Origin of the sequence: Fodinicurvata halophila, assembly GCF_042651425.1 — a bacterium.
Classification (GTDB): domain Bacteria; phylum Pseudomonadota; class Alphaproteobacteria; order Kiloniellales; family DSM-21159; genus Fodinicurvata; species Fodinicurvata halophila.
The window spans coordinates 165,482-189,594 of sequence record NZ_JBHSCW010000010.1; the positions used below are offsets into that span (position 1 = coordinate 165,482).

Annotated in this window: 27 protein-coding genes; 20 read left to right on the forward strand and 7 right to left on the reverse strand. The window is 69.7% G+C overall.

All coding sequences use genetic code 11. The features are described from left to right. The first annotated feature begins 11 nt into the window (after window positions 1-11). The 8 genes from ACFOW6_RS15935 (at window position 12) to ACFOW6_RS15970 (ending at window position 5,540) form a co-directional block, all read left to right on the forward strand. Window positions 12-1,235 (forward strand): phage portal protein, encoded by a 1,224-nt coding sequence (locus ACFOW6_RS15935; RefSeq protein ID WP_382423413.1) that lies wholly within the window; start codon window positions 12-14, stop codon window positions 1,233-1,235. A gap of 12 nt (window positions 1,236-1,247) precedes the next feature. Next, a complete protein-coding gene (locus ACFOW6_RS15940) occupies window positions 1,248-3,137 on the forward strand; it encodes an HK97 family phage prohead protease (RefSeq protein ID WP_382423414.1) in 1,890 nt (629 codons plus the stop codon). An 87-nt stretch (window positions 3,138-3,224) separates the two neighbouring features. After that, window positions 3,225-3,761 carry a hypothetical protein gene (locus tag ACFOW6_RS15945; RefSeq protein ID WP_382423415.1) on the forward strand — a complete coding sequence of 179 codons (537 nt, stop codon included), beginning with the start codon at window positions 3,225-3,227 and terminating at the stop codon, window positions 3,759-3,761. A gap of 13 nt (window positions 3,762-3,774) precedes the next feature. After that, window positions 3,775-4,101 (forward strand): hypothetical protein, encoded by a 327-nt coding sequence (locus tag ACFOW6_RS15950; RefSeq protein WP_382423416.1) that lies wholly within the window; start codon window positions 3,775-3,777, stop codon window positions 4,099-4,101. Then, window positions 4,098-4,532: a tail completion protein gp17 gene (gp17, locus tag ACFOW6_RS15955; protein ID WP_382423417.1), complete on the forward strand. Its 435-nt coding sequence runs from the start codon at window positions 4,098-4,100 to the stop codon at window positions 4,530-4,532. The genes ACFOW6_RS15950 and gp17 overlap by 4 nt, the downstream gene beginning before the upstream one ends. Then, window positions 4,529-4,960 (forward strand): phage tail tube protein, encoded by a 432-nt coding sequence (locus ACFOW6_RS15960; RefSeq protein ID WP_382423418.1) that lies wholly within the window; start codon window positions 4,529-4,531, stop codon window positions 4,958-4,960. The genes gp17 and ACFOW6_RS15960 overlap by 4 nt, the downstream gene beginning before the upstream one ends. Continuing rightward, the gene (locus ACFOW6_RS15965; protein WP_382423419.1) at window positions 4,957-5,358 is read left to right on the forward strand and encodes a GTA-gp10 family protein; all 402 of its coding nucleotides are present in this window, start codon (window positions 4,957-4,959) and stop codon (window positions 5,356-5,358) included. The genes ACFOW6_RS15960 and ACFOW6_RS15965 overlap by 4 nt, the downstream gene beginning before the upstream one ends. Further along, window positions 5,358-5,540 carry a phage tail assembly chaperone gene (locus tag ACFOW6_RS15970; protein ID WP_382423420.1) on the forward strand — a complete coding sequence of 61 codons (183 nt, stop codon included), beginning with the start codon at window positions 5,358-5,360 and terminating at the stop codon, window positions 5,538-5,540. The genes ACFOW6_RS15965 and ACFOW6_RS15970 overlap by 1 nt, the downstream gene beginning before the upstream one ends. Window positions 5,541-5,866: 326 nt before the next feature. On the opposite strand, the gene ACFOW6_RS15975 is transcribed toward ACFOW6_RS15970, so the two are convergent. Beyond that, window positions 5,867-6,376 (reverse strand): hypothetical protein, encoded by a 510-nt coding sequence (locus ACFOW6_RS15975; protein WP_382423421.1) that lies wholly within the window; start codon window positions 6,374-6,376, stop codon window positions 5,867-5,869. Window positions 6,377-6,504: 128 nt separating this feature from the next. Between ACFOW6_RS15975 and ACFOW6_RS15980 the strand changes: the two genes are divergently transcribed. From ACFOW6_RS15980 to ACFOW6_RS16015, 8 genes are read left to right on the forward strand one after another with little or no spacing between them, the layout of a single operon-like run. Beyond that, entirely contained in the window at window positions 6,505-7,203 is a 699-nt protein-coding gene (locus tag ACFOW6_RS15980) for a hypothetical protein (protein ID WP_382423422.1), read from the forward strand. After that, window positions 7,196-7,873 (forward strand): DUF2460 domain-containing protein, encoded by a 678-nt coding sequence (locus ACFOW6_RS15985; RefSeq protein WP_382423423.1) that lies wholly within the window; start codon window positions 7,196-7,198, stop codon window positions 7,871-7,873. The genes ACFOW6_RS15980 and ACFOW6_RS15985 overlap by 8 nt, the downstream gene beginning before the upstream one ends. Continuing rightward, window positions 7,870-10,722 carry a non-contractile tail sheath protein gene (locus tag ACFOW6_RS15990; protein ID WP_382423424.1) on the forward strand — a complete coding sequence of 951 codons (2,853 nt, stop codon included), beginning with the start codon at window positions 7,870-7,872 and terminating at the stop codon, window positions 10,720-10,722. The genes ACFOW6_RS15985 and ACFOW6_RS15990 overlap by 4 nt, the downstream gene beginning before the upstream one ends. Before the next feature lie 12 nt (window positions 10,723-10,734). Beyond that, entirely contained in the window at window positions 10,735-11,166 is a 432-nt protein-coding gene (locus ACFOW6_RS15995) for a C40 family peptidase (RefSeq protein WP_382423425.1), read from the forward strand. After that, window positions 11,166-13,547: a phage tail protein gene (locus ACFOW6_RS16000; RefSeq protein ID WP_382423426.1), complete on the forward strand. Its 2,382-nt coding sequence runs from the start codon at window positions 11,166-11,168 to the stop codon at window positions 13,545-13,547. Before ACFOW6_RS15995 ends, ACFOW6_RS16000 begins: the two co-directional genes overlap by 1 nt. Beyond that, window positions 13,544-14,395 (forward strand): DUF2793 domain-containing protein, encoded by an 852-nt coding sequence (locus ACFOW6_RS16005; RefSeq protein ID WP_382423427.1) that lies wholly within the window; start codon window positions 13,544-13,546, stop codon window positions 14,393-14,395. Before ACFOW6_RS16000 ends, ACFOW6_RS16005 begins: the two co-directional genes overlap by 4 nt. A gap of 14 nt (window positions 14,396-14,409) precedes the next feature. Beyond that, on the forward strand, window positions 14,410-14,697 hold the full coding sequence (locus tag ACFOW6_RS16010) for a hypothetical protein (protein WP_382423428.1): 288 nt from the start codon (window positions 14,410-14,412) through the stop codon (window positions 14,695-14,697). Beyond that, window positions 14,681-15,259 (forward strand): glycoside hydrolase family 108 protein, encoded by a 579-nt coding sequence (locus tag ACFOW6_RS16015; RefSeq protein WP_382423429.1) that lies wholly within the window; start codon window positions 14,681-14,683, stop codon window positions 15,257-15,259. The genes ACFOW6_RS16010 and ACFOW6_RS16015 overlap by 17 nt, the downstream gene beginning before the upstream one ends. Here the strand turns inward: ACFOW6_RS16015 and ACFOW6_RS16020 are convergent. Beyond that, on the reverse strand, window positions 15,225-16,598 hold the full coding sequence (locus ACFOW6_RS16020) for an MFS transporter (RefSeq protein ID WP_382423430.1): 1,374 nt from the start codon (window positions 16,596-16,598) through the stop codon (window positions 15,225-15,227). The two genes, ACFOW6_RS16015 and ACFOW6_RS16020, sit on opposite strands and share 35 nt — an antisense overlap. A gap of 145 nt (window positions 16,599-16,743) precedes the next feature. On the opposite strand from ACFOW6_RS16020, the gene ACFOW6_RS16025 reads away from it, so the two are divergent. Together ACFOW6_RS16025 and ACFOW6_RS16030 are read left to right on the forward strand one after the other, a co-directional pair. Next, complete coding sequence (locus tag ACFOW6_RS16025) at window positions 16,744-17,148, forward strand: 3TM-type holin (protein ID WP_382423431.1); 405 nt, start codon at window positions 16,744-16,746, stop codon at window positions 17,146-17,148. A gap of 460 nt (window positions 17,149-17,608) precedes the next feature. Continuing rightward, the gene (locus tag ACFOW6_RS16030; RefSeq protein WP_382423432.1) at window positions 17,609-18,550 is read left to right on the forward strand and encodes a DMT family transporter; all 942 of its coding nucleotides are present in this window, start codon (window positions 17,609-17,611) and stop codon (window positions 18,548-18,550) included. 251 nt (window positions 18,551-18,801) lie between these two features. Here ACFOW6_RS16030 and ACFOW6_RS16035 read toward each other — a convergent pair whose 3' ends face one another. Further along, window positions 18,802-19,515, reverse strand: coding sequence for a dihydrofolate reductase family protein (locus ACFOW6_RS16035; protein ID WP_382423433.1), 714 nt, complete (start codon window positions 19,513-19,515; stop codon window positions 18,802-18,804). Window positions 19,516-19,781: 266 nt separating this feature from the next. Here ACFOW6_RS16035 and ACFOW6_RS16040 point away from each other — a divergent pair, with 266 nt between their 5' ends. Together ACFOW6_RS16040 and ACFOW6_RS16045 are read left to right on the forward strand one after the other, a co-directional pair. Beyond that, window positions 19,782-20,192, forward strand: coding sequence for a hypothetical protein (locus ACFOW6_RS16040; protein WP_382423434.1), 411 nt, complete (start codon window positions 19,782-19,784; stop codon window positions 20,190-20,192). A gap of 37 nt (window positions 20,193-20,229) precedes the next feature. Beyond that, complete coding sequence (locus ACFOW6_RS16045) at window positions 20,230-21,447, forward strand: winged helix-turn-helix domain-containing protein (RefSeq protein WP_382423435.1); 1,218 nt, start codon at window positions 20,230-20,232, stop codon at window positions 21,445-21,447. A 15-nt stretch (window positions 21,448-21,462) separates the two neighbouring features. Here the strand turns inward: ACFOW6_RS16045 and ACFOW6_RS16050 are convergent, their stop codons facing one another. From ACFOW6_RS16050 to ACFOW6_RS16065, 4 genes are all read right to left on the reverse strand, one after another. Next, window positions 21,463-21,912, reverse strand: coding sequence for a hypothetical protein (locus tag ACFOW6_RS16050; protein ID WP_382423436.1), 450 nt, complete (start codon window positions 21,910-21,912; stop codon window positions 21,463-21,465). Window positions 21,913-22,063: 151 nt separating this feature from the next. Next, the gene (locus tag ACFOW6_RS16055; RefSeq protein ID WP_382423437.1) at window positions 22,064-22,525 is read right to left on the reverse strand and encodes a DUF411 domain-containing protein; all 462 of its coding nucleotides are present in this window, start codon (window positions 22,523-22,525) and stop codon (window positions 22,064-22,066) included. Between the two features lie 25 nt (window positions 22,526-22,550). Beyond that, on the reverse strand, window positions 22,551-22,880 hold the full coding sequence (locus tag ACFOW6_RS16060) for an SHOCT domain-containing protein (protein WP_382423438.1): 330 nt from the start codon (window positions 22,878-22,880) through the stop codon (window positions 22,551-22,553). 105 nt (window positions 22,881-22,985) lie between these two features. Then, a complete protein-coding gene (locus ACFOW6_RS16065; protein ID WP_382423439.1) occupies window positions 22,986-24,113 on the reverse strand; it encodes a molybdate transporter family protein in 1,128 nt (375 codons plus the stop codon).

Consider the following 24,113-nt stretch of genomic DNA (forward strand, 5'->3'; position numbering starts at 1 on the left):
GGGAGGGCGTGATGCTGCATTGGCTGACGAAACGGCGGGCGGCGCCGGTGGCGGGGCCGCGGGGCAATGGCGGTGGCTTCACCGGCCTGCTGCGCCAGGGGCCGGAGCTGGAGCTGCGGCCCATCCGCGGGCGGCGGCAGGCGCTGGAGGCCTATGCCGGCTGGGTCGCTGCGGCGGCCGGGGCGCTGGCCCAGGACGTGCGGGCCGCGCCCTGGGACCTCTGGCAAAGAAGTGGCCGCAAACGGCACTGGCGGCGGCTGGACGAGACGGAGATTCCGCCCCTGCTGCGCCGGCCCAATGCACTACAGACCTGGGGCGACCTGCTGGAGCTGACGCAGCTGCACCTGGACCTGACGGGCGAGGCCTTCTGGCACCTGGTGACGGAACAGGACGGGCGTGGCCGCGCGCGGGTCACGGGGCTGCAGATCCTCTATCCGCAGTGGATCGAGGGGCCGGTGCTGGACCGCGCCGGTCTGGAGCTGGCGGGCTGGCGCCTGCAGGTGCCGGGTCGGGCGCCGCAGACCCTGCCGGCGCGCGACGTGATCTTCCTGCGCTATCCCCATCCGGCGGAGCCGCTGCGCGGCGCCTCGCCGGTGGAGGCGCTGGCCCTGTCGCACGAGCTGGACCAGCAGGCCCGGGCCTATGCCGGGGCGCTGCTGCGCAACCGGGCGACGCCGGAGCTGGTGATCACCAGCGCCGAGGAACTGACCAGCGAACAGGCCGACCTGATTCGCGAGCGCTGGCTGGACCGCTATCGCGACCCGGCGAGCGGGCCTGCGGTGCTGGGCCGCGGCGGGCAGGTGCAGCAGCTGGGCGGCCAGCTGAAGGACCTGGCCTTCCTGGAGCTGGCGCAACTGAGCCGCGACCAGGTCTTCGCCATCTACAAGCTGCCGGCCAGCAAGGTCGGCCTGACCACCGATGCCAACCGCGCCAACGCCGAGGCGGCGGACGCGACCTACAAGGAGAACGCCGTGCTGCCGCGCCTGCGTCGCATCGAGGAGGCGGTCAACCACGCCCTGCTGCCGCGGCTGGCGGAGGAGGCGGGGCCTCAGGGTAACGGCGCGGGGCGGCTGTGGTTCGAATTCGAGAGCCCGCTGCGCGAGGACCGCGAACACCTGCTGCGCCGGGCCGGGGAGCTGCTGGCCAACGGGGCCATCACCCTGGACCGCTATCGCGAGCTGCTGGGCGAGGACCCGGCGGGGGCGCGTGGCGAGGCCGAGGTTTCCGAGAGCTGAAGGGGAGGATGCATGGAAGCTGAAATGGAGACAGTTGGCCAGACGGCCGGCGTGCTGCGCCGCGCCGAAGGAACGGCCCTGGCCGATGACGGCCGGCCGGGTGCGGAGGCGGAGGACCGGCGAGTGACCTTCCGCGCCATCGGGCCGGGGGTGGACCGCCACGGCACCCGCATCGACCCGCGCGGGGTGCGCACCGCCAACTTCGACCGCAACCCGGTCTTCCTCTGGGGCCACGACGGCTATGCCGCCCAGGGCAAGGCGCCGGCGCTGGACAGCGTGATCGGCCGGGTGGTGCGGCACAGCGCCGGGGCGGCGGGCTTCGACATCGTGGTGGAGTTCGCCGAGGAAACGGTGAACCCGCGCGCCGAACAGGCCCTGCGCCTGCTGCGCGCCGGCTTCCTGCAGGCCGTGTCGGTGGGCTTCATCCCCCTGGAGAGCCGGCAGGAGGAGGCACCGGGCGGGCGCTCGATCACGGTCTTCGAGGCCGTCGAGCTGCTGGAGGTCTCGCTGGTGCCCGTGCCCTCCAACCCCCAGGCGCTGGCGCTGCTGCGCGCCCTGGCGCCGACAGACGATGCAGTGACAAGAGATCAACGTACAGCAAGGGAGTACAGCATGACGGCAGAGACTGAGACCCAGGCGCCGGAGCGCGCCGAGAGCCGGGAAGAAGCAGCGGGGGAGGCGGCGCTGACCGGCGCCGTGCAGCGCGAGGTGGCGGCCCTGCGCGGCAGCCTGCTGGCCGAACTGCAGGCCGGGGCGGCGCCCACCGACGGCCGGGTGCGCGACCTGGAGGCGCGCCTGGGCACGGCCGAGGCGCAGCTGGCCGATGCGCGCGAGACACTGCGCCTGCAGCGGGCGGGGCCGCTGCTGCCCGGTGCGGCCGGGGGAAGCGGAACGGAGGCCTTTCGCGGCATCTTCCTGTCCGACCCCGGCGAGGTGCGGGCGCGGCTGGCCCAGCTGCGCTCGGGCGAGGCGGCGACACGGGCCATCGACTCCAGCCTGTTCACCGGCGGCGGCAAGCTGGCCGCCGAGACGGCCGACCGCTTCGTCGACTACCTGATCGAACAGCAGGTGGCCCTGTCGCGGGTCCAGGTGCGGCGGATGAACAGCCCCGAGGGGCATACCGACGAGCTGACGGTGACGGCGCGCCGCCTGCGCCGGGGCAGCGAGGGCACGGCGCCCACGCCGGCCGACGCCGTGGGCGTGCGCCGGCGCGGCCTGTCCACCGTGGAGGTGATCTGGGCCGAGGACGTGACCCTGACCTTCCTGGAGGACAACATCGAACAGCAGGACGCCGAACAGGCCATCGCCGGCCTGCTGGCCAAGGCCTTTGGCAACGACGTCAACGACCTGGCCTGGAACGGCGCCGAGGCCGAGAGCGGCGATCCCTTCCGCTCCATCAACGACGGCTGGATCGCCCTGGCCGAGGCCGATGCGGCGGTGAACGACCTGGACCTGGAGGACGTGGCCCACGGCATCGACGCCGACAGCTCGGCGCGCGATGTCCTGGCCCTGCTGCTGCGCCAGCAGCCCGTACGCTTTCGCGGACGTACGGACCAGGCGATCTTCGTGCCGGTGGCCTTCGCCGAACGCTATGCCGAGGAGACGGCGAGCCGCCAGACGGCCCTGGGCGACCGGGTGCTGGTGGGCGGCTTCCCCGAGCTGCGCTACTTCGGCATCCCGGTGATCCCCGAGCCGCACCTGAGCGGCGCTACGGGGACCCGCATCATGATGACACCGGCCGGCAACCTGTTCTTCGGCATCCAGCGGCAGATGACCGTGGACGGCCAGTGGCAGCCGCGCCGCCGGGTGGTGGAGTACACCATGACGGCGCGCACGGATTACCAGTACGCCACCGGCGAGGCCATCGTGCTGGCCGACAACCTGCCGGCCCACCTGGCCTGAACCACACCACCCTATCCCCCTGACTGACGGGCGGGTTCCTAGCGTGGACCCGCCCGTGCTTTTTCGCGCAAGGGAGTAGAAGTAACGATGTCTTTACTAACGCAGGCGGAGCTGGCCGCCTTCGCCGGGGTGGAGGCGGGCCATCCGCGTCTGGAGGCGGCCGCGGAGTCCGCCGAGGCCTTGGTGGCGGCCTGGCTGGGCACGGCGTCGCTGACGGCGCGGCAGGTGACCTGCGAGATCGTGCCGCCGCGCCGGCGGCGCCTGCTGGAACTGCCGGAAGGACCGCTGAGCGCGCTCTCCTCTGTCGAGGTCGACGGGGCGGCGCTGGCGCCCGAGGGCTTCACGGCGCGGCCATGGGCCGTCTCGCGCGCCAGCGGCTTCCGTGCCGGCGTGCCGGTGACGCTAAGCTGGCAGTCGGGCTGGGGCGACGGCCCGGGCGAAGTGCCGCTGCCCGATGCCATCCGCCAGGCGCTGCGTCTGGTGGCGGGCAGCCTGCTGGGCCGCGGCGCCGATCTGAGCCGTGAAGAGGAACGCCTGGGCGACCAGCAGGTGACGCGCCGACTGCAGGGCCAGGGTTTGCCCGGCGAGGCGCGCCTGTTGCTGCGGCCCTGGCGCAAGCCGTGAGGGGGTGGGCGTGATGATGGGATTGAACGCGCGCCTGACCTGGCTGCGCCGGGTCGAGAGCCGCGACAGTGACGGCCGGTGGCAGGTGGACTGGCAGGAGGCGGGGCCGGTCTTCGGCCAGATTCAGCTGCGCCTGCCGGCCGGGGCGCCGGACGCGCCCTATGACGTGAGCGCCGTGACGGGACGCGCCTGGCTGCCCGGGCATCTGGCCCTGAAGCTCGGCGACCGCCTGCGCCACGCCGGTGTGGACTACGAACTGCGTGCGCTGGTGCCCGCCGCCGGGCCTGACGGCCTGCAGCAGGCGCGGCTGGAGGCTGTGCGGCCGGAGGCGGGCTCATGAGCCTGTCGGCGGCGCTCTACGAACGCCTGAGCGGCGATGCCGAACTGGCCGCCCTGCTGCCCGCCTTTCATGGCGGGGCGGCGCTCTTCACCGCCCTGCCGGTGCCGGCGACGGCCCCCCTGCCGCTGCTGGTCATCGGGCGGCCGGAGCAGGAGACCAACCTGGACGTACAGGACGTACGCCTGGCGCGCCTGGGTGTCGTGCTCACCGCCTACGCGCGTCAGGAGGCGCCGGCCGAGGAGGTTGACGCGCCGCTACGGCGGGCGCGCCGCCTGCTGGAAGGCGCCGACTTTGCCTGGCCGGGCGGGGAACTGGCGGCGCTGACCTGCCGCGGGCCGCTGGCGGCACCGGCAGAGCGGCCCTGGCGCGCGGCCCGCCTGGAGGTCGAGGGCCTGTACTTTACACAGCCTGAAGGAGGCAGCACGCCATGAGTCACCAGGCCTATCGCGGGCGCCTGGCCCGCCTGTACCTGGCCGACCTCCAGGACCCTGAGAGCTTCGAACTGGTGGCCGGGCTGCGCAGCAATGCGGTCAGCCTGGACAACGACCTGCAGGACGCCACCACCCTGGACTCCCAGGGCTTTCGCGAGCTGCTGCCCGATGCCGGGGTGCAGCGCCTGACCATCGAGGCCGAGGGCCTGGCCAACGACAGCGCCGCCTGGGCGCGCCTGCAGGCCAGCGCCGTGGCGCGGCAGGTGGAGCGCGCCCGCGTCACCTTCGACAACGGCGACCGCTTCCAGGGCGATGTCTGCATCGCCCGCTTCGTGCGCACCGGCAGCTACAACGAGGCCGAGACCTTCTCGCTGACCCTGGAGAGCAGCGGGCCGGTGAGCTTCACCACCGGGGGAGGCACGCCATGAGCGTGGGCGTGACGGGCAATCCCCAGCGCGGCGAGGTGGTGCTGACCCTGCAGGGCCGGCACCATCGCCTGCGCCCGACCTTCGCTTTCGTGGCCCGCGCCGAGGCGGCCCTGGGCCCACTGCCCGACCTGGCCGAACGCCTGGTCGCGGGCCAGGGCTGGCGCATCGGCGAGGTGGTCACTCTGCTGGCCCTGGCATTGGAGGAGGGGCCGGAGGCGCTGTCGGAGCCGGAGATCGAGGACCGCCTGCTGCGCGCGGGGGCGGCCCGTCTGCTGCCCGTGGCGGCACAACTGCTGATTCAGGCGCTGGCAGGTGAGGAACAGGAGGGAGGCGGCTCCGCCGAAGCCGCGCCGGGAAAGCCGGAAGACATGACTGGCGCATCGACTGGCGCCGCCTGATGGCGCTGGCCTTCGGGCGGTTGGGGCTCACCCCGGAGACCTTCTGGGCCATGACCCCGTGCGAGTTCACCGCCCTGCTGGAAGGCCGCGGCCTGCTGACACCGACCAACGGCGGCCTGTCGCGGGAAGAACTGGAATGTCTGGTGGCCTTGCTGGGAGAAAGCGCCTCTGGGTCCTGCTGACGCTTGGCGTCGGGAAGCATGCCAGCGGCGCCGCCGGTGCAAGAGACCTTTCGAGTGCGCTTCGCGCAGCCTCAAGGTGAAGGAAATTTTATGAAGGCGGGAGGTTTTTTTATTAATTATTGCAAATATTTAAGCCCTCTTCCCTTTTCCTCATGTTGAGGCGCTTTGCCGAAGGCAAAGCCTCGAAACAGGCTGGCACCGACTGATGGACCTGGCAAAATGCCAACGGCGCTGTTGGTGCCAAGCTGCTTCGAGGGCTTGACTTGCGTCAAGCCACCTCAGCATGACGGTGGGTAGGGAGAGGGTTTGGAAGGATCAGGGGCGCATCACCGCTCGTCATTGGCAGTGCCCGGCGTGCCCAGGACGGGTTCGCGGCGCTGTTTCTCCTGGCGGGCCGGCTTTTCGTTGCGCAGGCCGCGGAGGCGGCGGCTGCGCGTCTCCTCCTCGTCTTCGTCCTTGAGCGGCGGCTCGTCCGTCAACGGCGGTTCGCGGTGGGCCTTGCGTTCGCGCCTGGGCTCCTCAGGGGCCGGTTCCTCACGCGGGGCGGTGTCCCGGGCCGGGGCCTCGCGGACGGGCAGCTTTTCCAGGCTTTTCATCAGGGCCGCCTGCTGGGCCAGGATGCGGGCGAAGCCGTAGGACAGCAGCGCCAGGCTGAGCCAGGCGACCAGCCAGAAGCCGCTGGCCACCACCGGCGTGTTCATCACCAGCGTTGCGGTGCCGCTGGAGGGGCCGAAGATCTCTCCGGACAGGCCCTCGAAGACGGCCACCCGCGCCAGCGGCAGGAAGGCGATCACCAACTGGGCGAGGCAGAAGAGGTAGAGCAGGAAGCGGGCCATGCGTCTGTTTCCCTGGAAAGCCGCGAATGGCGCGAGCCTAGACCCAGCGGGCCGGCAAGGCAACGCGGGGACCCTGAAACAAAAATGGGAAGATTCCGTGACGTCCCCACGCGAAGAGGAGGTTGGGCATGGCCGAGCTGTCGTCGCCCTATGGTCATGACGGGCGCCATGAGGCGCCGCCGCTGCGCCTGGAGGTGGACCTGGCGGACTATCGCCGGCAGCTGCAGGCCCTGCGCCGGGAGACCGAGGCCGAGCTGGGCCGGGTGCTGGAGGCATCGCCCGCCGGCCTGCCCGATCCCAAGGCGCTGGCGGAGCTGCGCCGGAGCCTGCTGCAGAGCCGTGAGGCGGCGCGCGGCCTGAACGGGGCCGCCGACGACCTGGGCACGGCCTTCGCCCGCGCCTTCGAGGGTGCAGCGCTGGAGGGCGGCAAGCTGTCCGAGGTGCTGCGCGGCCTGGTCGGCGACCTGCAGCGCATGACCCTGCGCCGGGTGCTGGACGGGCCGCTGGAGCAGCTGGGCCAGGGCGTGACGAACCAGCTGGGCGGTTTCCTGGGTAATCTGCTGCCGTTTGGTGGAACGCGGGCCAGCGGCGGGCCGGTGCGGCCGGGCCGTGCCTATCTGGTGGGCGAGCGCGGGCCCGAGGTCTTCCGGCCCGATGCTGGCGGACGCATCCTGCCCAATGCGGCGACGCGAGAGGCAGCGGGCGCGCCGCAGATCACCATCAACATCCAGGCCCCCGGCGGCGATCCGCGCCGGGTGCGCCAGGCCGCCAGTCAGGCGGCGGTGCAGCTGGCCCGCATTGTCGAGAAGGGACGGCGCGATGCCTGAGCATTCCATTGAAGGCTTCGATCCGGGGGGATTCGACGACGTGGCCTTCCCGCTGGCGCTGGCCCGGGGGTCTGAGGGCGGGCCGGAGTTCAGCACCGCCATCGTGGAGACCGCCTCGGGCCGCGAGCAGCGCAACCAGAACCGGGCGGCGGCGCGCCTGCGCTTCAATGCGGCGCGCGGGCTGCGCTCGGCCGCCGACCGCGACCTGCTGATGGACTTCTTCTATGCCCGCCGGGGCCGGGCGCGCGCCTTCCCGCTGCGCGACTGGGCCGACTACAAGTCCTGCCCGACGACGCAGGCGGTCAGTCCCACCGACCAGCTGCTGGGCCATGGCGACGGGGTGCGGCGGCGTTTCGCGCTGGTCAAGCGCTATGGCGCCGGGGCGGCCAGCTACCAGAGGCGCATCACCCTGCCGCAGGTGGACAGCCTGCGCGTGGCCCTGGACGGCGTGGAAGTGGACGGGGCCGAGGTGACGGCGGGCTGGAGCGTGGACCGCCTGGCCGGTGAGCTGGTCTTCGACAGCGCACCGGCAGCGGGCGTGGAGCTGCGTGCCGGCTTCATCTTCGACGTGCCGGTGCGCTTCGACAGCGACCGGCTGGAGGTCTCCTGGCTGGCGCCGGGCGGGCACGAGGTGGCCGAGGTGCCGCTGGTGGAGGTGATCCTGTCATGAGCTATCTGATGAGCCTGCCGGCGGCCGAGCGGTACGGCCAGATCATGCGCTTCGCGCCGGACTACTGGCAGACGGACTTCAACCTGCTGACCTCGGCCTCGCTGGTGAGCGCAGGTGACGACAGCCTGGTCTTCCGCGCCGTCTATCGCCGCAACCTGGACCTGGCCGGCGCGCACTGGGCGAGCGAGGATACGGCCGGGCACCTGCTGCACCGCTACGAGGCGCAACCCAGCTATCGCGGCTGCAGCCTGCGCTTCCGCTACCGCGCCAACCCGGAGACCCTGGGCCTGGACGCCTTCAACGGGCCGGCCCTGGCGCTGGAGACCCATGGCGGGCCAATCCATCACCTGCGCCTGTGGAACCACCGCGTGCTGCCCAATCCCAACGCGGCGGACGACGACCCTTACGACCAGGTCATCGAGGTGGTCTTCGACGACCATCTGTATAGTGGCTTCAGCCCGCCAGACGCAAACGACCCCGAGGCCGTGCGGGCGGCGCGGGTGCCGGTGGACGACATCAAGCGGGTGCTGCTGACCCTGCCGCCCCGGAGCTACATGGCCGGGCGCACCAGCCTGGCCGCGCCGCTGGCCAGCGGCGACAGCCAGGTGAGCCTGGCGGTGCCGAGCGGATTGACGATCTCGCCGGGCGACCGCCTGGTCTTCCCGGCCCAGCGCGCACCGGGCCCGGACGCGTACAGGGTCACCAGCACCACGAGCGGCCCGCAGCAGACGGTCAGCTTCGAGCCGGCGGCCGTGCTGACCGACAGCATGGCCGCGGGGCAGGAGGTGCGGGTGACGGTGGAAACCCAGCAGCGCCTGCCCCAGGCCGAGACGGTGGAGGTGCACTTGGAGGAGCTGACCTGCACGGGTCCGGGGGCGCTGCTGGCGATCAACGACCAGGGCTGCGCGCCGCATGGCCTGGCCATGGCCGACGGCTACGACAACGCCTATCACCTGACACCGGCGCGGGTGGTGGCGCAGGCGGTGAAGCTGGGCTATCGCGACGACTGGGTGCTCTACTTGGGCATCTCGCACTTCCACAACCTGTCCTGGGACGAGGGCGCCGGGCGCTTCCAGGTGGACCCGGACCAGGCGTCGCTGAACCCGCCGGCGGCGGCCTGGCTGGCCGATCTCTGCGCGCGGCTGCAGGCGGCGGGCTTCCGCCTGTGGCTGTCGCTCAGCTTCGAGATCCTGGCCGACTTCATGCCGGCCGACTGGGCGCAGAAGGACCATGCGGGCCGCATGGCGCTGACCGGCTGGCAGCCGCCCTCGTCGCTGATCTCGCCCTGCAACGCGGCCGCCCTGGACTGGCTGGGCGGCGTGGCCGAGGCGACGTTGGGGTTGGCCGTGGACGCCGGTCTGGCGCCCTGCCTGCAGATCGGCGAGCCCTGGTGGTGGGACGGCAGCTTCGGCACCCAGGTGCCGCACATCTACGACGCCTTCACGCTGAACGCCTATCACGCCGAGACCGGGCTTTATGCGCCCACGCCCTGGCTGCAGCGGGTGGAGGGGCCGGCGGAGGTGCATGGGCCCTATCTGGACTGGTGCCGCGAGCGGCTGGGGGCGGCCACCGACGCGCTGCGCGACCGGGTGCGGGCGGCCTATCCGGCGGTGCAGGTGGCGCTGCTGCTGTTCACGCCGCAGGTCTTCCGCCCCGACAGCGAGATCCTGACGCGCCTGAATTTTCCGGCGGCGGCCTGGGCCTGGCCGGCCTATGACGTGCTGCAGGTTGAGGACTACGACTGGGTGGTGGCGGGCGATTTCGCGCGCACGGCCGAGACCTGGCGCATCGCCCAGGAGGTGCTGGGCTATCCCCTGTCGGCGATCCACTACTTCGCGGGCTTCGTGCTGCTGGGCGAGGAGGCCTGGCGCTGGCGTGCGATCGACCGGGCGCTGGCCGAGGCGCTGGCGCGCGGGCCGGCCCGGGTCTTCGTCTGGTCACGTGAGCAGGTCGTGCGCGACGGCTTCGTCTATGACCCTGAGGTGAGCTGGCCGGGGGAAGGCGCGGCGCTGACCCGCCTGGCGCTCGCTTGGCGGGTGGAGCGGCGCGACGGCCGGGTGCAGGGCTTCACCACCCACGACCGGCCGCTGACGATCGCCGGCGAGAGCTATCGCCCGGCCGTCAGCTTCGAGCCCAGCGAGATCCGCGCCACCGGGCGGCTGACCGGCGACAGCCTGGAGGCCTGGGGCGGCTTCCACAGCGAGGAGATCGCCGAAGCCGACCTGCGCGCCGGACTCTATGACGGGGCCCGGGTGCGCATCCTGCAGGTGGACTGGCAGGATCCGGAGGGGACGGCGCCGCTGGTGCTGGCCGAGGGGCATATCGGCGAGATCGAGCCCCGGGACCATCACTTCCGCGCCGAGCTGCGCGGGCCGGCCCAGCGCCTGAACCAGCCGCTGGGGGACGTCTACCAGCCGCACTGCCGCGCCGACCTGGGCGATGCCCGCTGCGGCGTGGACCTGGCGGCGCTGGCGCTGGAAGGCGAAGTGACGGCCCTGGGCGCCGGCGGGCCAGGCGGGCTGGCGGCGGACCAGGTCCTGGCCTGCGACATCCAGGTGGCGGCGCCCGAGGCCTGGCGCGGCGGGCTGGTGGAATTTCTCGATGGCCGCCATGCCGGCCGGTCCCTGGAGGTGAAGGAGCTGCGCGCCGACAGCGGGCGCCTGGTGCTGTTCGAGCCCCTGGGCCGGCCGCCGGACATCGGCGACCGCATCCGCCTGACGCCCGGCTGCGACAAGGCGGCCGCGACCTGCCGCCAGCGCTTCGACAACCTGGTGAACTTCCGCGGCGAGCCGAGCCTGCCCGGCAGCGATGCCGTGCTGCGCCCCGTGACCCGACTGAGCCGGGCCTGAGGATCCAAGACCATGACAGAGAACGATCTGCGCCGGGCCGTGGTGGCCGAGGCGCGCGGCTGGCTGGGCACGCCCTTCCGCCACGGCGGACGCTGCCGCGGCGCCGGCGTGGACTGCATCGGCCTGGCCATCGGTGTGGCGAAGGCGCTGGGCCTGCCGCACGCGGATGCGGCCGGCTATCCGCGCCGGCCCGACGAAGGGGAACTGGCGCGCGGGCTGGATCGGCTGCTGACCCCCTGCGCGCCGGAGGCGGCGAAGCCGGGGGACCTGCTGCGCCTGTCCTGCCGTGGGCGGGCGACCCATGTGGCCATCGTGACGGAGCGCGGCATCCTGCACGCCCATGCGCCAAGCGGGCGGGTGATTGAGCATGGCTATGACGGCTGCTGGCCCGGGCCGGCGGTGGCAGCCTATCGCCTGGTGCCGGCTGTGTCGGAGCGGGGCTGATGGCGACGCTGGCATTCTCCGTCGCCGGCGGGGCGCTGGGGCAGTCGCTGCTGCCGGCCGGCGTCAGCCTGTTCGGCCAGACCCTGGGCGGGGCCGCCATCGGCCAGGCCGTGGGCGGGCTGGCGGGGGCTGCGGTGGACAACGTGCTGTTCGGCGCCTCGCTGCCGCGCCAGCGGGTGGAGGGTCCGCGGCTGTCGGAGCTGCGGGTTTCGGGCTCGGAGTACGGCAGCGCCATCCCGCTGGTCTATGGCGCGGCCTGCCGCCTGTCGGGCACGGTGATCTGGATGGGTCCGGTGGCCGAGCGCAAGTCCACGCGCACCGAGACCCACGGTGGAGGCGGCAAGGGCGGCGGCTCGAGTGCCAAGACCACCACCACGACCTACAGCTATGACGTCTCGCTGGCCCTGGGGCTTTGCCAGGGGCCGGTCCGCGCGCTCAGGCGCATCTGGGCGGACGGGCGTTTGCTGTGGGAAGCGGGCCAGGAGCTGGATGGCCTGGCCGCCGGGCTGCAGCTCTATCCCGGCGACGCGGCGCAGGCGCCCAGCCCGGTGATCGAGAGTGTCGAGGGCGCGGGCCGGGTGCCGGCCTATCGCGGCCTGGCCTATCTGGTGCTGGAGCGCCTGGAGCTGGGGCCCTTCGGCAACCGCCTGCCCAACTTCACCTTCGAGGTGGCGCTGCCGCCCGAACGCACGCGCCTGTCCGATGCCTTGGTCGACCTCTGTGCCCGGGCCGGGGTGGGGCCGGTCCAGGCCCTGGCGCTGGAGGGGCAGCCGCTGCGCGGCTATGCCATCCCGCGCCTCATGTCGGCGCGCGAAGCCATCGAGCCGCTGCAGCGCGCCTATTTCTTCGACATCCGCGAACAGGACGGGCAGCTGGCCTTCCGGCCGCTGGTGCAGGCGGCGCAGACGCGCATTCCCGCCGAGGACCTGGGCGCCTTCGATGCCGATGGACGCGCGACGGCGGACTTTGCGGAGGGGGCGCCGGTGCCGCGGCTGGCCAGCCGGCGCGCCGATGTCCACAGCCTGCCGCGCGCGCTGGCGGTGCAGTATGCCGACGTGGCGCGCGACCACCAGGCGGGGGTGCAGCAGGCACGCCGGCGCGAGTCCCTGTCGCGCAGCGAGACGGAGCTGCAATTGCCGCTGCTGCTGACTGCCGACGAGGCGCGGAGCATCGCCGAGCGCAGCCTGGCCCTGGCCTGGCAGCAGCGGGTGACCCACGAGATCACCCTGCCACCGGCCTATCGGCGGCTGGGCCCCGGCGACGTGGTCAGCCTGGAGCTGGAGGGTGCAGAGCTGCAGGGGCGTATCCTCGAACGCCGCTTCGCCGCACCCGGCCTGCTGTCGCTGGAGCTGGTGGCCGACCGCACGGGCCCGGGCAGCGCCCTGGAGGCGGCCGCCCCGCCCGGCGTGCCGGCGCTGGCCGCGCGCAACCGGGCGCCGGCCCGCAACAGTCCAACGCACCTGATCCTGCTGGACCTGCCGGCCCTGCGCAGTCAGGACGCCGGCGCCGGCTTCTATGTCGCGCTGAGCCCGGCGGACCCGGCACTGCGCTGGCCGGGGGCGCTGGTCGAGGGTGGCGGCCTGCCGCAGCCGGAGAGCTTCCGCAGCCTGGCCGAGAGCGAGACGGCGGCGGTGACGGGCCGGGCCTTGACGATCCTGCCGCCCGGGCCGGTGACCCACTGGGACCGGGCAGCGGCCGTGGAGCTGCAGCTGGATGACCCGGAGCGTGAACTGGACAGCCTGCCGGAAGACCAGGTGGCGGCGGGGCGTAACCTGCTGTGGCTGGGCGGCGAGATCCTGCAGTTCGCCTCTGCCGAGTTGATGGGACCGGGAAGCTATCGCCTGTCGCGCCTGCTGCGCGGGCGCCTGGGCACCGAGGCGGCGGTGGCCGGCCACAAGGCCGAGGAAACGGCAGTGCTGCTGGACGGGCCGGGGCTGGGGCGCATCGCCCTGGACGTGAACGACCTGGGCCGGCCGCGCTGGTACCGCGCCGTCACCTGGGGCCGGGACGGCGATGATGCGGAGGTGACGGAGCGGACCTGCGAAGGCCGCGCGCTGCAGCCCTGGGCGCCGGTGCACCTGCGCGGGCGGCGCGCCGGTAACGACGACCTGGCGATCACCTGGGTGCGCCGGGCGCGGCTGGACCGGCGCTGGCGTGACGGTTTCGACGTGGCGCTGGAGGACGGGCCCGAGACCTATGAACTGGAGGTACTGCAGGATGGGGCCGTGCTGCGCCGGGAGACCTGCCCGGCGCCGGAGTTCACCTATACGGCGGTGCAGCAGCAGGCCGACTTCGGGACCGTGCCCTCCTCGGTGCGGCTGCGCGTCTGCCAGATCTCCCCGGTGGTGGGCCGGGGGCAAGCAAGGGAGGCCGAGCTGTGAGCCACGAGAGCGAGACGACGCCCCGATTCCACCTGCCCTATCTCTTCACCGGGCAGGCGCAGAAGGAACTGTTCCATAACGCGGCGCTGAACCGCCTGGATGCCCTGCTGGCCTGTGTGCTGGTCAGCCGCACGGAGACCGCACCGCCGGCGGAGCCGCAGGCCATGCAGGCCTGGCTGCTGCCGGCGGGCGCGCAGGGCGACTGGTCGGGCGCGGCGGGGCGCATCGCCCTGTGGCTGGACGGCTGGGACTTCCTCGATCCGCCGTCGGGCCTCAAGGCCTGGATCGCCGACGAGGACCGGCACCTCTTCTTCGACGGTGCGGCCTGGCGCGCGCCGCACGCCAGCCCGGCGCAGGGGCAGCTGGCCGACAGCGCCGTGCAGCCGGCGGGATTGGTGGCAGCGCTTGCGGACTATGCGCCGCTGGCCGGGGCGACCTTCACCGGCGATGTGGAGACGGCCGGGAATCTGAGTGCGGCCAACAATATTCACGCGGGGGGTGGCTTCCTGACGCTGGGCAGCGGCGCGGCCGGCCTCTCGGCCGACGGCACCTATGCTTACCTGAAGGACGCCGACGGGGCGACGCGCCTGTTCTTCGGGCGCGCCGGAGCCGACAACCGCGTCATCGTCGAGCTGCAGGACCAGGCCGGCGGCGCCAGCTTCCAGGTGCGCGATGCCGGGGCGCAGACCGTGGCCAGCGTGAGCTCGCTGGGGGCGGCGGACTTCCAGGGCGCGGTGAGCGCCGCCGGCTTTGCCAGCGCCGGCCAGGCCGGTGTCAGCGGGAGCTTTCAGAGCGCCGACGGCAAGACCGTGACGGTCACCGGCGGCCTGGTGACGGATATCTCATGAGAGGGGAGGAGGAGATGAGCCTGTACGGCAAGCCCGACAGCCTGAATGCGACCTTCATGGGCCTGCGCGGGGCCTGGATGGGCCTGTGGCGGGCGCTGATCCTGGCCGCCCTGGTGGGCACCGGCAGCGTCGCCTGGCAGTCCGTGGAGACCCTGGTGGAGGTGCGCACCGAGCTGCGCCTGATGCGCGAGCAGGTGACCCGGCAGCTGGAGAACCACGACGAGCGCCTGCGCTACCTGGAGCGGGAGTCCGCCTATCGGCCCACGCCTGGACAGGAGGCGCCTGATGCAACCCGGCTTTGATGATGCCCTCGCCTTCGTCCTGGCGTGGGAGGGCGGCGGGGCCGTCACCGACGATCCGGCCGATCCCGGCGGCACCACGCGCTGGGGCATCTCGCTGCGCTTCTATCGCCGGCTCCATCCCGACGCGGAGGCGGACGACATCCGCCGGCTGGACGCGGCCGCCGCGGCGGACCTCTATCGCACGCACTTCTGGCAGGCGCAGCACTGCGACCGGCTGCCGCCGCCGCTGGCGCTGCCGGTTTTCGACATGGCGGTGAACTGCCCGCCCGAGGTGACGGTGCGCGCCCTTCAGCAGGCGCTGGGGGTGGCTGTGGACGGGGTCTTCGGTCCGGTCACCCTGGCGGCAGCCCGTCGGCGCGGACGGGAGGAGGCGGTGCTGCGCGACCTCTGCGCCGAGCGGGCGATCTACTACGCCGGGCTGGCCGGCTTCGCGCGCTACGGCCGCGGCTGGCTGCGCCGCACCCTGGCCGCCCACGGTGCGGCACTGGCGCTGCGCGCGGCGTCAATCGACATGCGGGAGAGTGTGATTACACAGGCCAGTGCGCGTGATGGGTATCGATGACGAAGGCATGGCGATGGCGGCCGGGCGCATGGCGATGCGGATGCGCATGGGGTTCCGGGCCTTCCCAGCCCTCGTGTTCGTGCTGATGGTGTTCGTCGTGGACGTGCAGATGGCTGTGATGCTGGGGCGCGTGCTCGTGTTCCAGCATGACAGGATCTCCATCGGGCCAGAGCCGTGCGGACGCAAGGGTGCCTGTCAGCGCGAGCAGGCCGAGGACAAGGAAGGCGAGCGAGAGCCCGTACTGGCTGCCCAGCCATCCGGCCAGCGGATAGGTGACCAGCCAGCAGGCATGGGACAGCGAGAACTGGGCCGAGTAGACGGCGGCGCGATCCGCTTCGCGGCAGGACTGCTTCAGCAGCCGCCCCGAGGGCGTCAGGACCAGGGAGCTGCCCGCGCCCAGCAGGAACCAGAGCAGCAGCAGGGGACCGTAGGCAGGTTGGAGCAGGCCGAGGAACAGGCTGGCCGTCATGAGGCCGCCGCCCGTCAGCATGAGCGGGCGCTGGGCGACGCTGTCCAGCAGGCGCGGCAGGCCGAGCGCCACGACCATGGAACCGCCGCCGGCGGCGGCGAAGGCGAGCGCGACCGCAGTCTCCCCCAGGCCCAGGTCGCTGCGCACATAGACCACGGTGTTCACGATCTGCATGGCGCCGGCGGCGGCCACCGCCAGGCTGAGGGCCAGCAGGCCCTTCAGGCGGGGCGTGCGCAGATAGATCGTCAGGCCGTGCCCGAGCCGGTCGCGCAGGCCCTGCGGCGCATCCGTCGCCTGGGCCCGGGGCAGCACGACCGAAATGACCAGCAGGGCCGAGGCCAGAAAGGCCAGGGCGTTCAGCAGGAACAGCAGGTCGAAGCTGACCAGCGTCAGCAGCAGGGCGGCGGCCAGGGGACTGAGCAGGTTCTCCAGGTCGTAGGCCAGCCGCGAGAGGGAGAGAGCCCGTGTATAGTGGCGATCCGTCTCGAGGATGTCGGGAATGGTGGCCTGGAACAGCGGCGTGAAACCGGCGGAACAGGCGTTCAGCAGAAAGATGAGCAGATAGATCTGCCAGACCTCACTGACGAAGGGCAGGAAGGCAACGGCCGAGGCGCGCAGCAGGTCGAGTGAGACAAGAAGGCTGCGCCGCGGCAGGCGCGTGGCGTAGGCGCCGACCAGCGGGGCGATGCCCACATAGGCCACCATCTTGATCGCCAGGGCCGTGCCCAGCACGTGGCCCGCCTGGGCGCCGGCCAGGGAGTCGGCGAGCAGCGCCAGGGCGACCGTCGTCAGGCCGGTGCCCAGAAGGGCGATCACCTGGGCGGCGAAGAGATGCCTGTAGCGCCTGTCGCTCAGGGGTCCTGAAAACATGGCTCAATCTGCAGCTTGCCAACCCCGGCATTGTCGGGAGGGCGAGCGGCGGAATCAAGACGGACGGGCCGGTGCTACGTCCGGTCTTGGCGGCCGGCTTGGTCCGTCATGGGAAACATCGAGACGGGAAGATGAGGAGGGAACGATGGCATTTCCAGCCCTGATTGCGGCGTTGGCGCCGGTCTTCGGACAGGTGCTGGACCGCGTGCTTCCCGACAAGGGCGCACGGGACGAGGCGGAACGCGAACTGACCGCCGCCTTGCTGGCCCATGCCGGCGAGATCGAACGTGCCGGCGCCGAGATCGTGCTGGCCGAGGCGCGCTCGGAACATCCCCTGACGGCCACCTGGCGGCCGCTGCTGATGCTGGTCATCGCCGCGGTGATCGCCAACAACTACCTGCTGGCGCCCTATCTGCAGGCCCTGTTCGGCATGGGCCTGACCCTTGAGCTGCCCGAGCGCCTCTGGGACCTGCTGACACTAGGCGTCGGCGGCTACGTGGTCGGCCGCAGCGGCGAGAAGATGGTGAAGTCCTGGAAGGGGACGGGGTGAGAGGGTTAGAGTCTAAATAACAATTCCGCCTGGTACTTCTGGGATCTTACGATGTGGAGCGTCGTGTGTGTCAGCTCAAGCACCCCACTATTGCACAGCATGTGGGGATAACCCTGAAAGGTGGTAAACGTAGGGAATTCCTTCGGCAGCATCGCCCACTGGCATCCCGTTGCTGCCATGTACTGGATCGCATCCCAGACGTTCAGAATCCGTCATCCAAGGACGTCCGATCTTGCTCTGCGCGGACATGAATTGGACGACCACCACCCGCTCCTCGTCCGTGCTGCTGCTTGCGTGGCGCAGGCCATTGCGGGCATAGTCTCGGCGAGTGTTTTCAGTCCAGGACATAGAAATCTCTAAGGTGTCGCAACCCAAGATAATCATAACTAACTGAAATCATTAAACTTAATGTTCGGTCGTGTTCTTTCGGGGAGTGACGGGTGTAGAATTCAATCAAAAGTTGAAAATCTACGCCCAGCTTTTTATAGGCATGGCGTTGTTCGGCACGGGGACTCCGTCTGCCAAGGTCGTGTCGGAGGCCTTTCCCCTTTTTCTCGGGCCGTTCCTTCGTCTTTCGGTGGCCGCTTTGGCCTTGACGCCCTTCTTGATCGTCTACCGGCGGCGTCTGCCGCGCATATCCAAGCCGGACTGGATCAAAATCGTTGTGATTGGCGGGGTGGGCATCGTCGCATTCACGCTCTTCCTACTCACCGGCATGCAGCGCGTGAACGGTGTGGTCGGCTCAGTCGTGATGAGTTTGAGTCCCGCCGCCATGGCCACCGCTGCCGTGCTCTTTATGCATGACAGCATGGGATGGCGGAAGATTCTGGCCGTCACGCTGGCCGTCGCCGGCGTGCTTGTGATCAATGTCTCAGGACAGTCTATCCAATCCTCTGGCTGGGACCTGATTCTGGGCAGCATTCTGGTTTTCTGCGCAGTGGCCAGCCAGACGCTCTACTCGCTGCTGGGCAAGCAGCTGATCAAGGACCTACGCCCCACCGTGGCGTTGCCGCTCATCGTCTGGGTTGCGACGCTATTGTTTGCCGGACCCGGCCTGTATGAGGCCGCAAGCTTCGACTTCTCCAAACCGACACTGAACGAGTGGGGTGGGCTTTTCGTCTGGGGCATGGGCCCGCTGGCAATCGGCACATTGATCTGGTTTCGCGGTCTGAGCCAGGTACCGCCAAGCACCGCCTCGGGCTACATGAGCGCAATGCCTGCGATGGCGCTGGTGCTATCCTACTTCTGGCTCGGCGACGAGTTTCACCCCATTCACTTGATAGGCTTCGCGCTGGTCTTTACCAGCATTGGGCTCGTGACTTGGGCCCATCGCGTCAAAGAAGCGCGCCAAGAGAAAACACAGTGCGCGGCGGACAGCGCAAACTGTGCCATGCCCTGTTGAAACACGGCTTGCCGGTAGGAAGGCTAATCTCAGCCAAACGGATATTCGGTCGCGCCGTTAGAGTCTGCATGAATACTCTGCCCGCCACTTCTGGAACCTGACGATACGGCGCGTCATGCGGCGGATCGAAGCGATGGGGGCTTCCCAAGCCTGAGCTGGGCAATCGCTATTATAATCAACAAGGGGCCCAGTTTTTTGACTTGTGCGATTTTCCCAAAGGCTGATGTTGGGCATCTATTCAGGAGCAGATGTTACCGTTCGATTATCTGACCTGTATGCCTGCCCGCGTTGTTGATGCCCTGACCTTCCTCGGCAGCCAGCTTCCTGCGGCGCGCCAGCTCGGCTTCGGACGGAGTGTCAGGAACAAGCGATGCTTCCGGGAGAGGTCCGGCTGGACGGTAGGTGTTGAGGAGGACGCCCTTGGGTACGGGGCGCGAGTCGATCAGGGTCAGGCCCCGCGGCGGCACGCCAGTCTCGAACAGCCGCTTGCCTTGGCCGAGGACCAGCGGGAAGATCCAGATGCGGAACTCGTCGACCAGGTCTGCGGCGATCAGTGTCTGAAGCAGTTCGCTGCTGCCCCAGACATGTAATGGAGGCCCGTCGGGGGCCTTCAGCCCGCGAATTTCCTCAACGGCGTCACCGCGCAGGGGATGCGTGTTCACCCAGTCGAAGCTGTCGAGGCTGTTCGTGATGACGTATTTCGTCGCCTTGTTGAAGGCCCTCGCGATGGGATGGTCACCGACATAGGGCCAGTACGCCGCGAATATTTCGTAGGTGCGGCGTCCCAGGAGCAGGTCGAAGTCATCAGACATGATTTCGCCGAGGGCCTCGTCCAGGGCTTCGTCAAAGAAGGGTGCAATCCAGCCGCCTTGCCTGAAGCCTCCACTCGGATCCTCCTCCGGTCCTCCAGGCGACTGCATGATGCCGTCGAGCGTGACGTGGGTAATGGCGATGACCTGTCTCATGAGTGTTTCTTCGGTTGCGGGTGGCACCAGATGGCGTGTGCCTTCGACGAATGCACATACCAACACATGACTATCATGGATTGTTCTTTCTGCTAATACAGTGGATCGATCTCTGGTCCCCGGGCGTCGGTAACGAAAGCGCCCAACGCGCCACTCTGCACGCATCATATGAAGATTCGGTCACAGGCCATGACAATTCTTGATGAATTTGCGATTCGGCTGCTTTATAATCTGGATTCGCGCAAAAGCCTGACCGGATTCATCTCATGCCTGAATCGCATTCCCAGACGTCCCTCCTGACCCGCCGGAAGGCGCTGGCGGGGCTCGGTCTCCTGGCGCTGGCCGGTGGACTGGCCGGCTGTGGCTCCGGCCGCGATCTGCCAAGCCGGCGCTACGCACGTTCTCGCAGCGGGACGGGCAAGATCTCCCTCGCCCTGCTGACGGACAGCTCGAGCATGACGCCGATCCGGGAGAATATCGACTGGCGCGTCTACCACCACGAAGGGTCTAGCGGGAACCACAGGTCCCTGGTCGCCCAGGAGAACGGCGCCAATCCCAGGATGAGCCTGCCCTCCGGCTGGTACTACGTGGAGGCGCATCACTCGCGGGGTGTCGCTACCCACAGCGTCGAGGTCATGCAGAACAACAGTCTCGACTACTACATCGTCAGGAACTGAGCGTCCCGCCACCGGACGGAAGGGGACGCAAGGCCGTATGGCGGGGCAGGAACGATTGACGCGTTTGCAGGCGCAGCGGATTGCTCTGGCCGCCCAGGGGTTCGCCGGACGGAAGCCGGCGTCACGGGTCGAACGGCGCCATCTGCTGCGGCTTCTCGAGCGCATCGGCCTGTTCCAGATCGATTCCGTCAATGTTACCCAGCGGGCTCAGTACATGCCGGCGTTTTCCCGGCTTGGTGCCTACGACACGACCATCCTCGACCGCGCCCAGGCCCGGCGGCCGCGTGCGCTGTTCGAATATTGGGCCCATGAGGCCTCGTTGTTGCCGGTGGAGATTGAACCGCTGCTGCGCTGGCGCATGGAACGGGCGCGGCAGGGACGCGGCATCTACAGCGGGCTTGCCACCTTCGGCCGCGAGCGCCGCGCCGTCATCGACCATGTCCTGCGGGAGGTCGAGCGGAACGGTCCGCTGAGCGCCGCCGACCTCGATGGTCACCGCAGCGCCAGCGGCTGGTGGGAATGGAGCGAACCCAAGCGGGCACTGGAGTGGCTGTTCTGGGCCGGGCTGGTGACCACGCATTCGCGCGGCCCCAACTTCGAGCGGCTCTATGACCTGCCCGAACGCGTGCTGCCGCCGCAGATCACGGCCCGCCCGACACCCTCACCCGCCGATGCGCAGCGCAGCCTCATGGAGATCGCGGCAAAGGCCCATGGTGTGGCCACGGCCAGCGACCTGCGCGATTATTTCCGCCTTGCCCCCGACGATGCCCATCCGCGGATCGAGGAACTGGTGGAAGAGGGCGTGCTGATCCCGGTCACTGTTAAGGGCTGGCCAAAGCAGGCCTATCTCCACCGCGCTGCCCAGCGCCCCCTCAAAGTCGAGACCCGTGCCCTGCTCGCCCCGTTCGACCCCTTGATATGGGAACGCGCACGCACCGAACGCCTGTTCGCCTTCCACTACAGGATCGAGATCTATACCCCCGCCGACAAGCGCGTCTACGGTTATTACGTCTTCCCCTTCCTGCTGGGCGAGCGGATCGTCGCCCGGGTCGACCTGAAGGCCGACCGCCGGGCTGGCGCGCTTCAGGTGCAGGGTGCCTTCGCGGAACGGAATGCTCCGCCGGAAACAGCCGCCGAGCTGTTCAGGGCGTTGACCTCGATGGCCTCCTGGCTCGGCCTCGAACGGGTGGACATCCGCGAGCAGGGCGACCTGGCGCCGCAGCTCAAGGCAGCAGCAGCCAGCCGGACAACATGATCGAATCTTCGCTTCCTAATCCTGGGATGATCCGGCCCGTTCGTAGTTGAACAGCGCACAAAAGCCGGGACTGTCCGTGTCCATGCCCTTCGTCACTGTGGCGGGGGGTTCTTCGGCGCCGTCGAAGACCTTCAGATGCAGGCTTTGGGATTTGGCCAGGCTGTCGCTGGTCTCGCTGTGGGCAAGGGCGACAAAGGCAGGTGGCTTGTCGCCGCAAAGGCGATTGCCGTTCAGGAGAACGGGGTTCTGTGACGAGCTCACGCGATAGAGACCCGGCCTGTCCGGGCCGAGGGCCCCGAGTTCGAGCGCCGCGCCGTTCTGGAAGACGATACGGTCATCCTCGACAGAAATGTCGCCCGTGATCGCCATGGCGGTGGTGCTGGTCGCGATCCAGTCATGCGAATCCGCCTGTGCGACCTGCGTCGCAGCCAGCAGAAGCAGGCTCAAGATAATCCTGTAAGGCATGGGCAATCTCCGGGGTTGTGGAATCTTGAGCGTGCACCGAACGATGTGCACCCGGCAAGCCTACAACCTTTCCATGCTGGGAGAGAGTCCTCATTGGAGGCCAAGGTGTGACCCCAGCGCAGGTTTCAGCAGAAGGACGCGCCGCGCTCACTCAGTGACGGGCGAAGACGGCCTGCTTGCCCGTTTCGGTGAAGACGATGACATCGTAGGGTTGGCTGCGGTTTCCCTGCTCCATGCCGGGTGAGCCCAGCGGCATGCCCGGGACGGCCAGGCCTTTTGCCTGGGGCGCGGCCTCGAGCAGCCGCGCGACATCTTCTGCAGGAACATGCCCCTCGATCACGTAGTCGCCAAGAACGGCGGTGTGGCAGGAGGCCAGGTCCGGGGTGATGCCGTGGCTCTGCTTGATCGGGGCCAGGTCTTCAACGTCGTGAACTTCCACGGCGAAACCGGCCTCGCGCATATGGCGGACCCAGGCTTCGCAACAGTTACAGTAGGGCGACTTGTAGACCTCGAGCTTTTCCGAGGCCAGGGTCGGCAGGGACAACTGCAGCAGGGCCAGGAGCAGGCTGCCGGCGAGGAACAGAACCGGAATGCGGCGGAATTGTAGGGCCATGCCTGTAAATCCTTGTGTAGGGGGTTCAGTCCCGCAGGTGCTTCCTGCGGTTCTGGAATTCCTCTTCGTCGATTTCGCCACGGGCGAAGCGTTCCTTGAGGATCTCCAGGGCACGATCCTGGCTGTTGCCATTGTTGCGCGAGGTGTCGCCGATGCCCAGGGCGCGCAGCACCAGCACCACACCCAGGATCAGCAGGCCGAAGACCAGCAGCATCATGATCGGCCCCATGAACCAGCCGCTCCAGCCGTCCATCATGTGATAGCCGTAGGAATTGCCCGATTGGGCCAGGGCCGCGCCCGCGGCCATGCCGGCAGCAGCCAGAGTCAGGGAGAAAGTGGAAAGCGCCTTGATCATGAGTTTCTATCCCGTCCTGGCCGAGGCCGGTTTCAAGTTTCAGAGAGGCAGATTGAGGCTTCCAGTTGGGGGAAGGTCAAGGGGGATCAATAGCGCGTGTTCGTTTCAATGCCCCTTGCGGCGCGCATGCAGGTGACGTTTGACGCTTGCACGCACGCCCTCCACGGCGCAGCCGGCCAGCAGGCCGACGGCCGGGTTGACCAGCAGAGTCAGCGCCGCCGCCGTGCCCATGGCTGGCCAGCAGTTGGGGCGGGCATCCAGCAGGCGGCGTGAAAAGGCCAGATCGCCGCCGGCGATGACCAGCAGGGCGCCCACGGCAGCCAGGGGAATGGCGCCCAGGATGGCCGCTGCATCCTGGGACAGGAAGAGGGCGCAGAGCAGCAGCAGGCTGCCGAAGACGATGGGGGCGAGGCCGCTGCGCGCGCCGAAGCGGTGCTGGGCCTGCAGGCCGCCGGCGCCGTGGCACATGGGCAGGGCGCCCAGGGGTGCGAGCAGCAGGTTGGCCAGGCCGGTGGAGAGCGACAGGTTGCGTTCCGTGGCCCGCCCGGCAGCGCGGGGATAGAGCTGGCGTGCCAGGGCGGCGGCGACAATCACGGCATTGGTGAGGGTCAGTGCCAGCTGGGGCAGCACGGTCAGCTCCAGCGCCAGCAGCAGGTCGCCCCAGCCGGGCAGGGTGACGGCAGGCAGGCTGCCCCCCAGGGTGACCGCACCCGGAAGCTCCGCCGTGCCCGCCAGCAGGCCCAGCCCGACGGCGCCCAGCAGCACCAGTGGCATGGCGGCGAGGAGCTTCAGCGCCAGGAGGCCGAGCAGCAGGGCCAGGACCAGCAGGCCCAGCCAGGGCGTCTCCATCACCAGGTCGAGGCCAAGAAGGGCCAGCGAAAGTCCGAGGCCCAGCTGCAGGCCGGCCGTAACCGACTGCGGGATCAGGCGGGCCAGCCGATCGATCCAGCCGGTCACCCCCAGAACCAGGAAGACCAGGCCGAGCACGAGGCCGGTCGCCGCGATCGATGCCGGGTCGAGCTGGCCGGTCAGCATGATGGCGGAGACCGCCTTCATCGGCTGCACCGCCATCGGGATGGCATAGAACAGGCCGCTGGCGACCAGGAAGAGGCCGAAGCCGAAGAGCACACCCAGGGGCGCCAGGCCAGCCACGGTGATGGCTCCCAGGACATGGGGCAGGAACATGCCCAGGTCGCCGAAGGCGCCGCTGACCTCTCCCGCTATGCGTTTCAT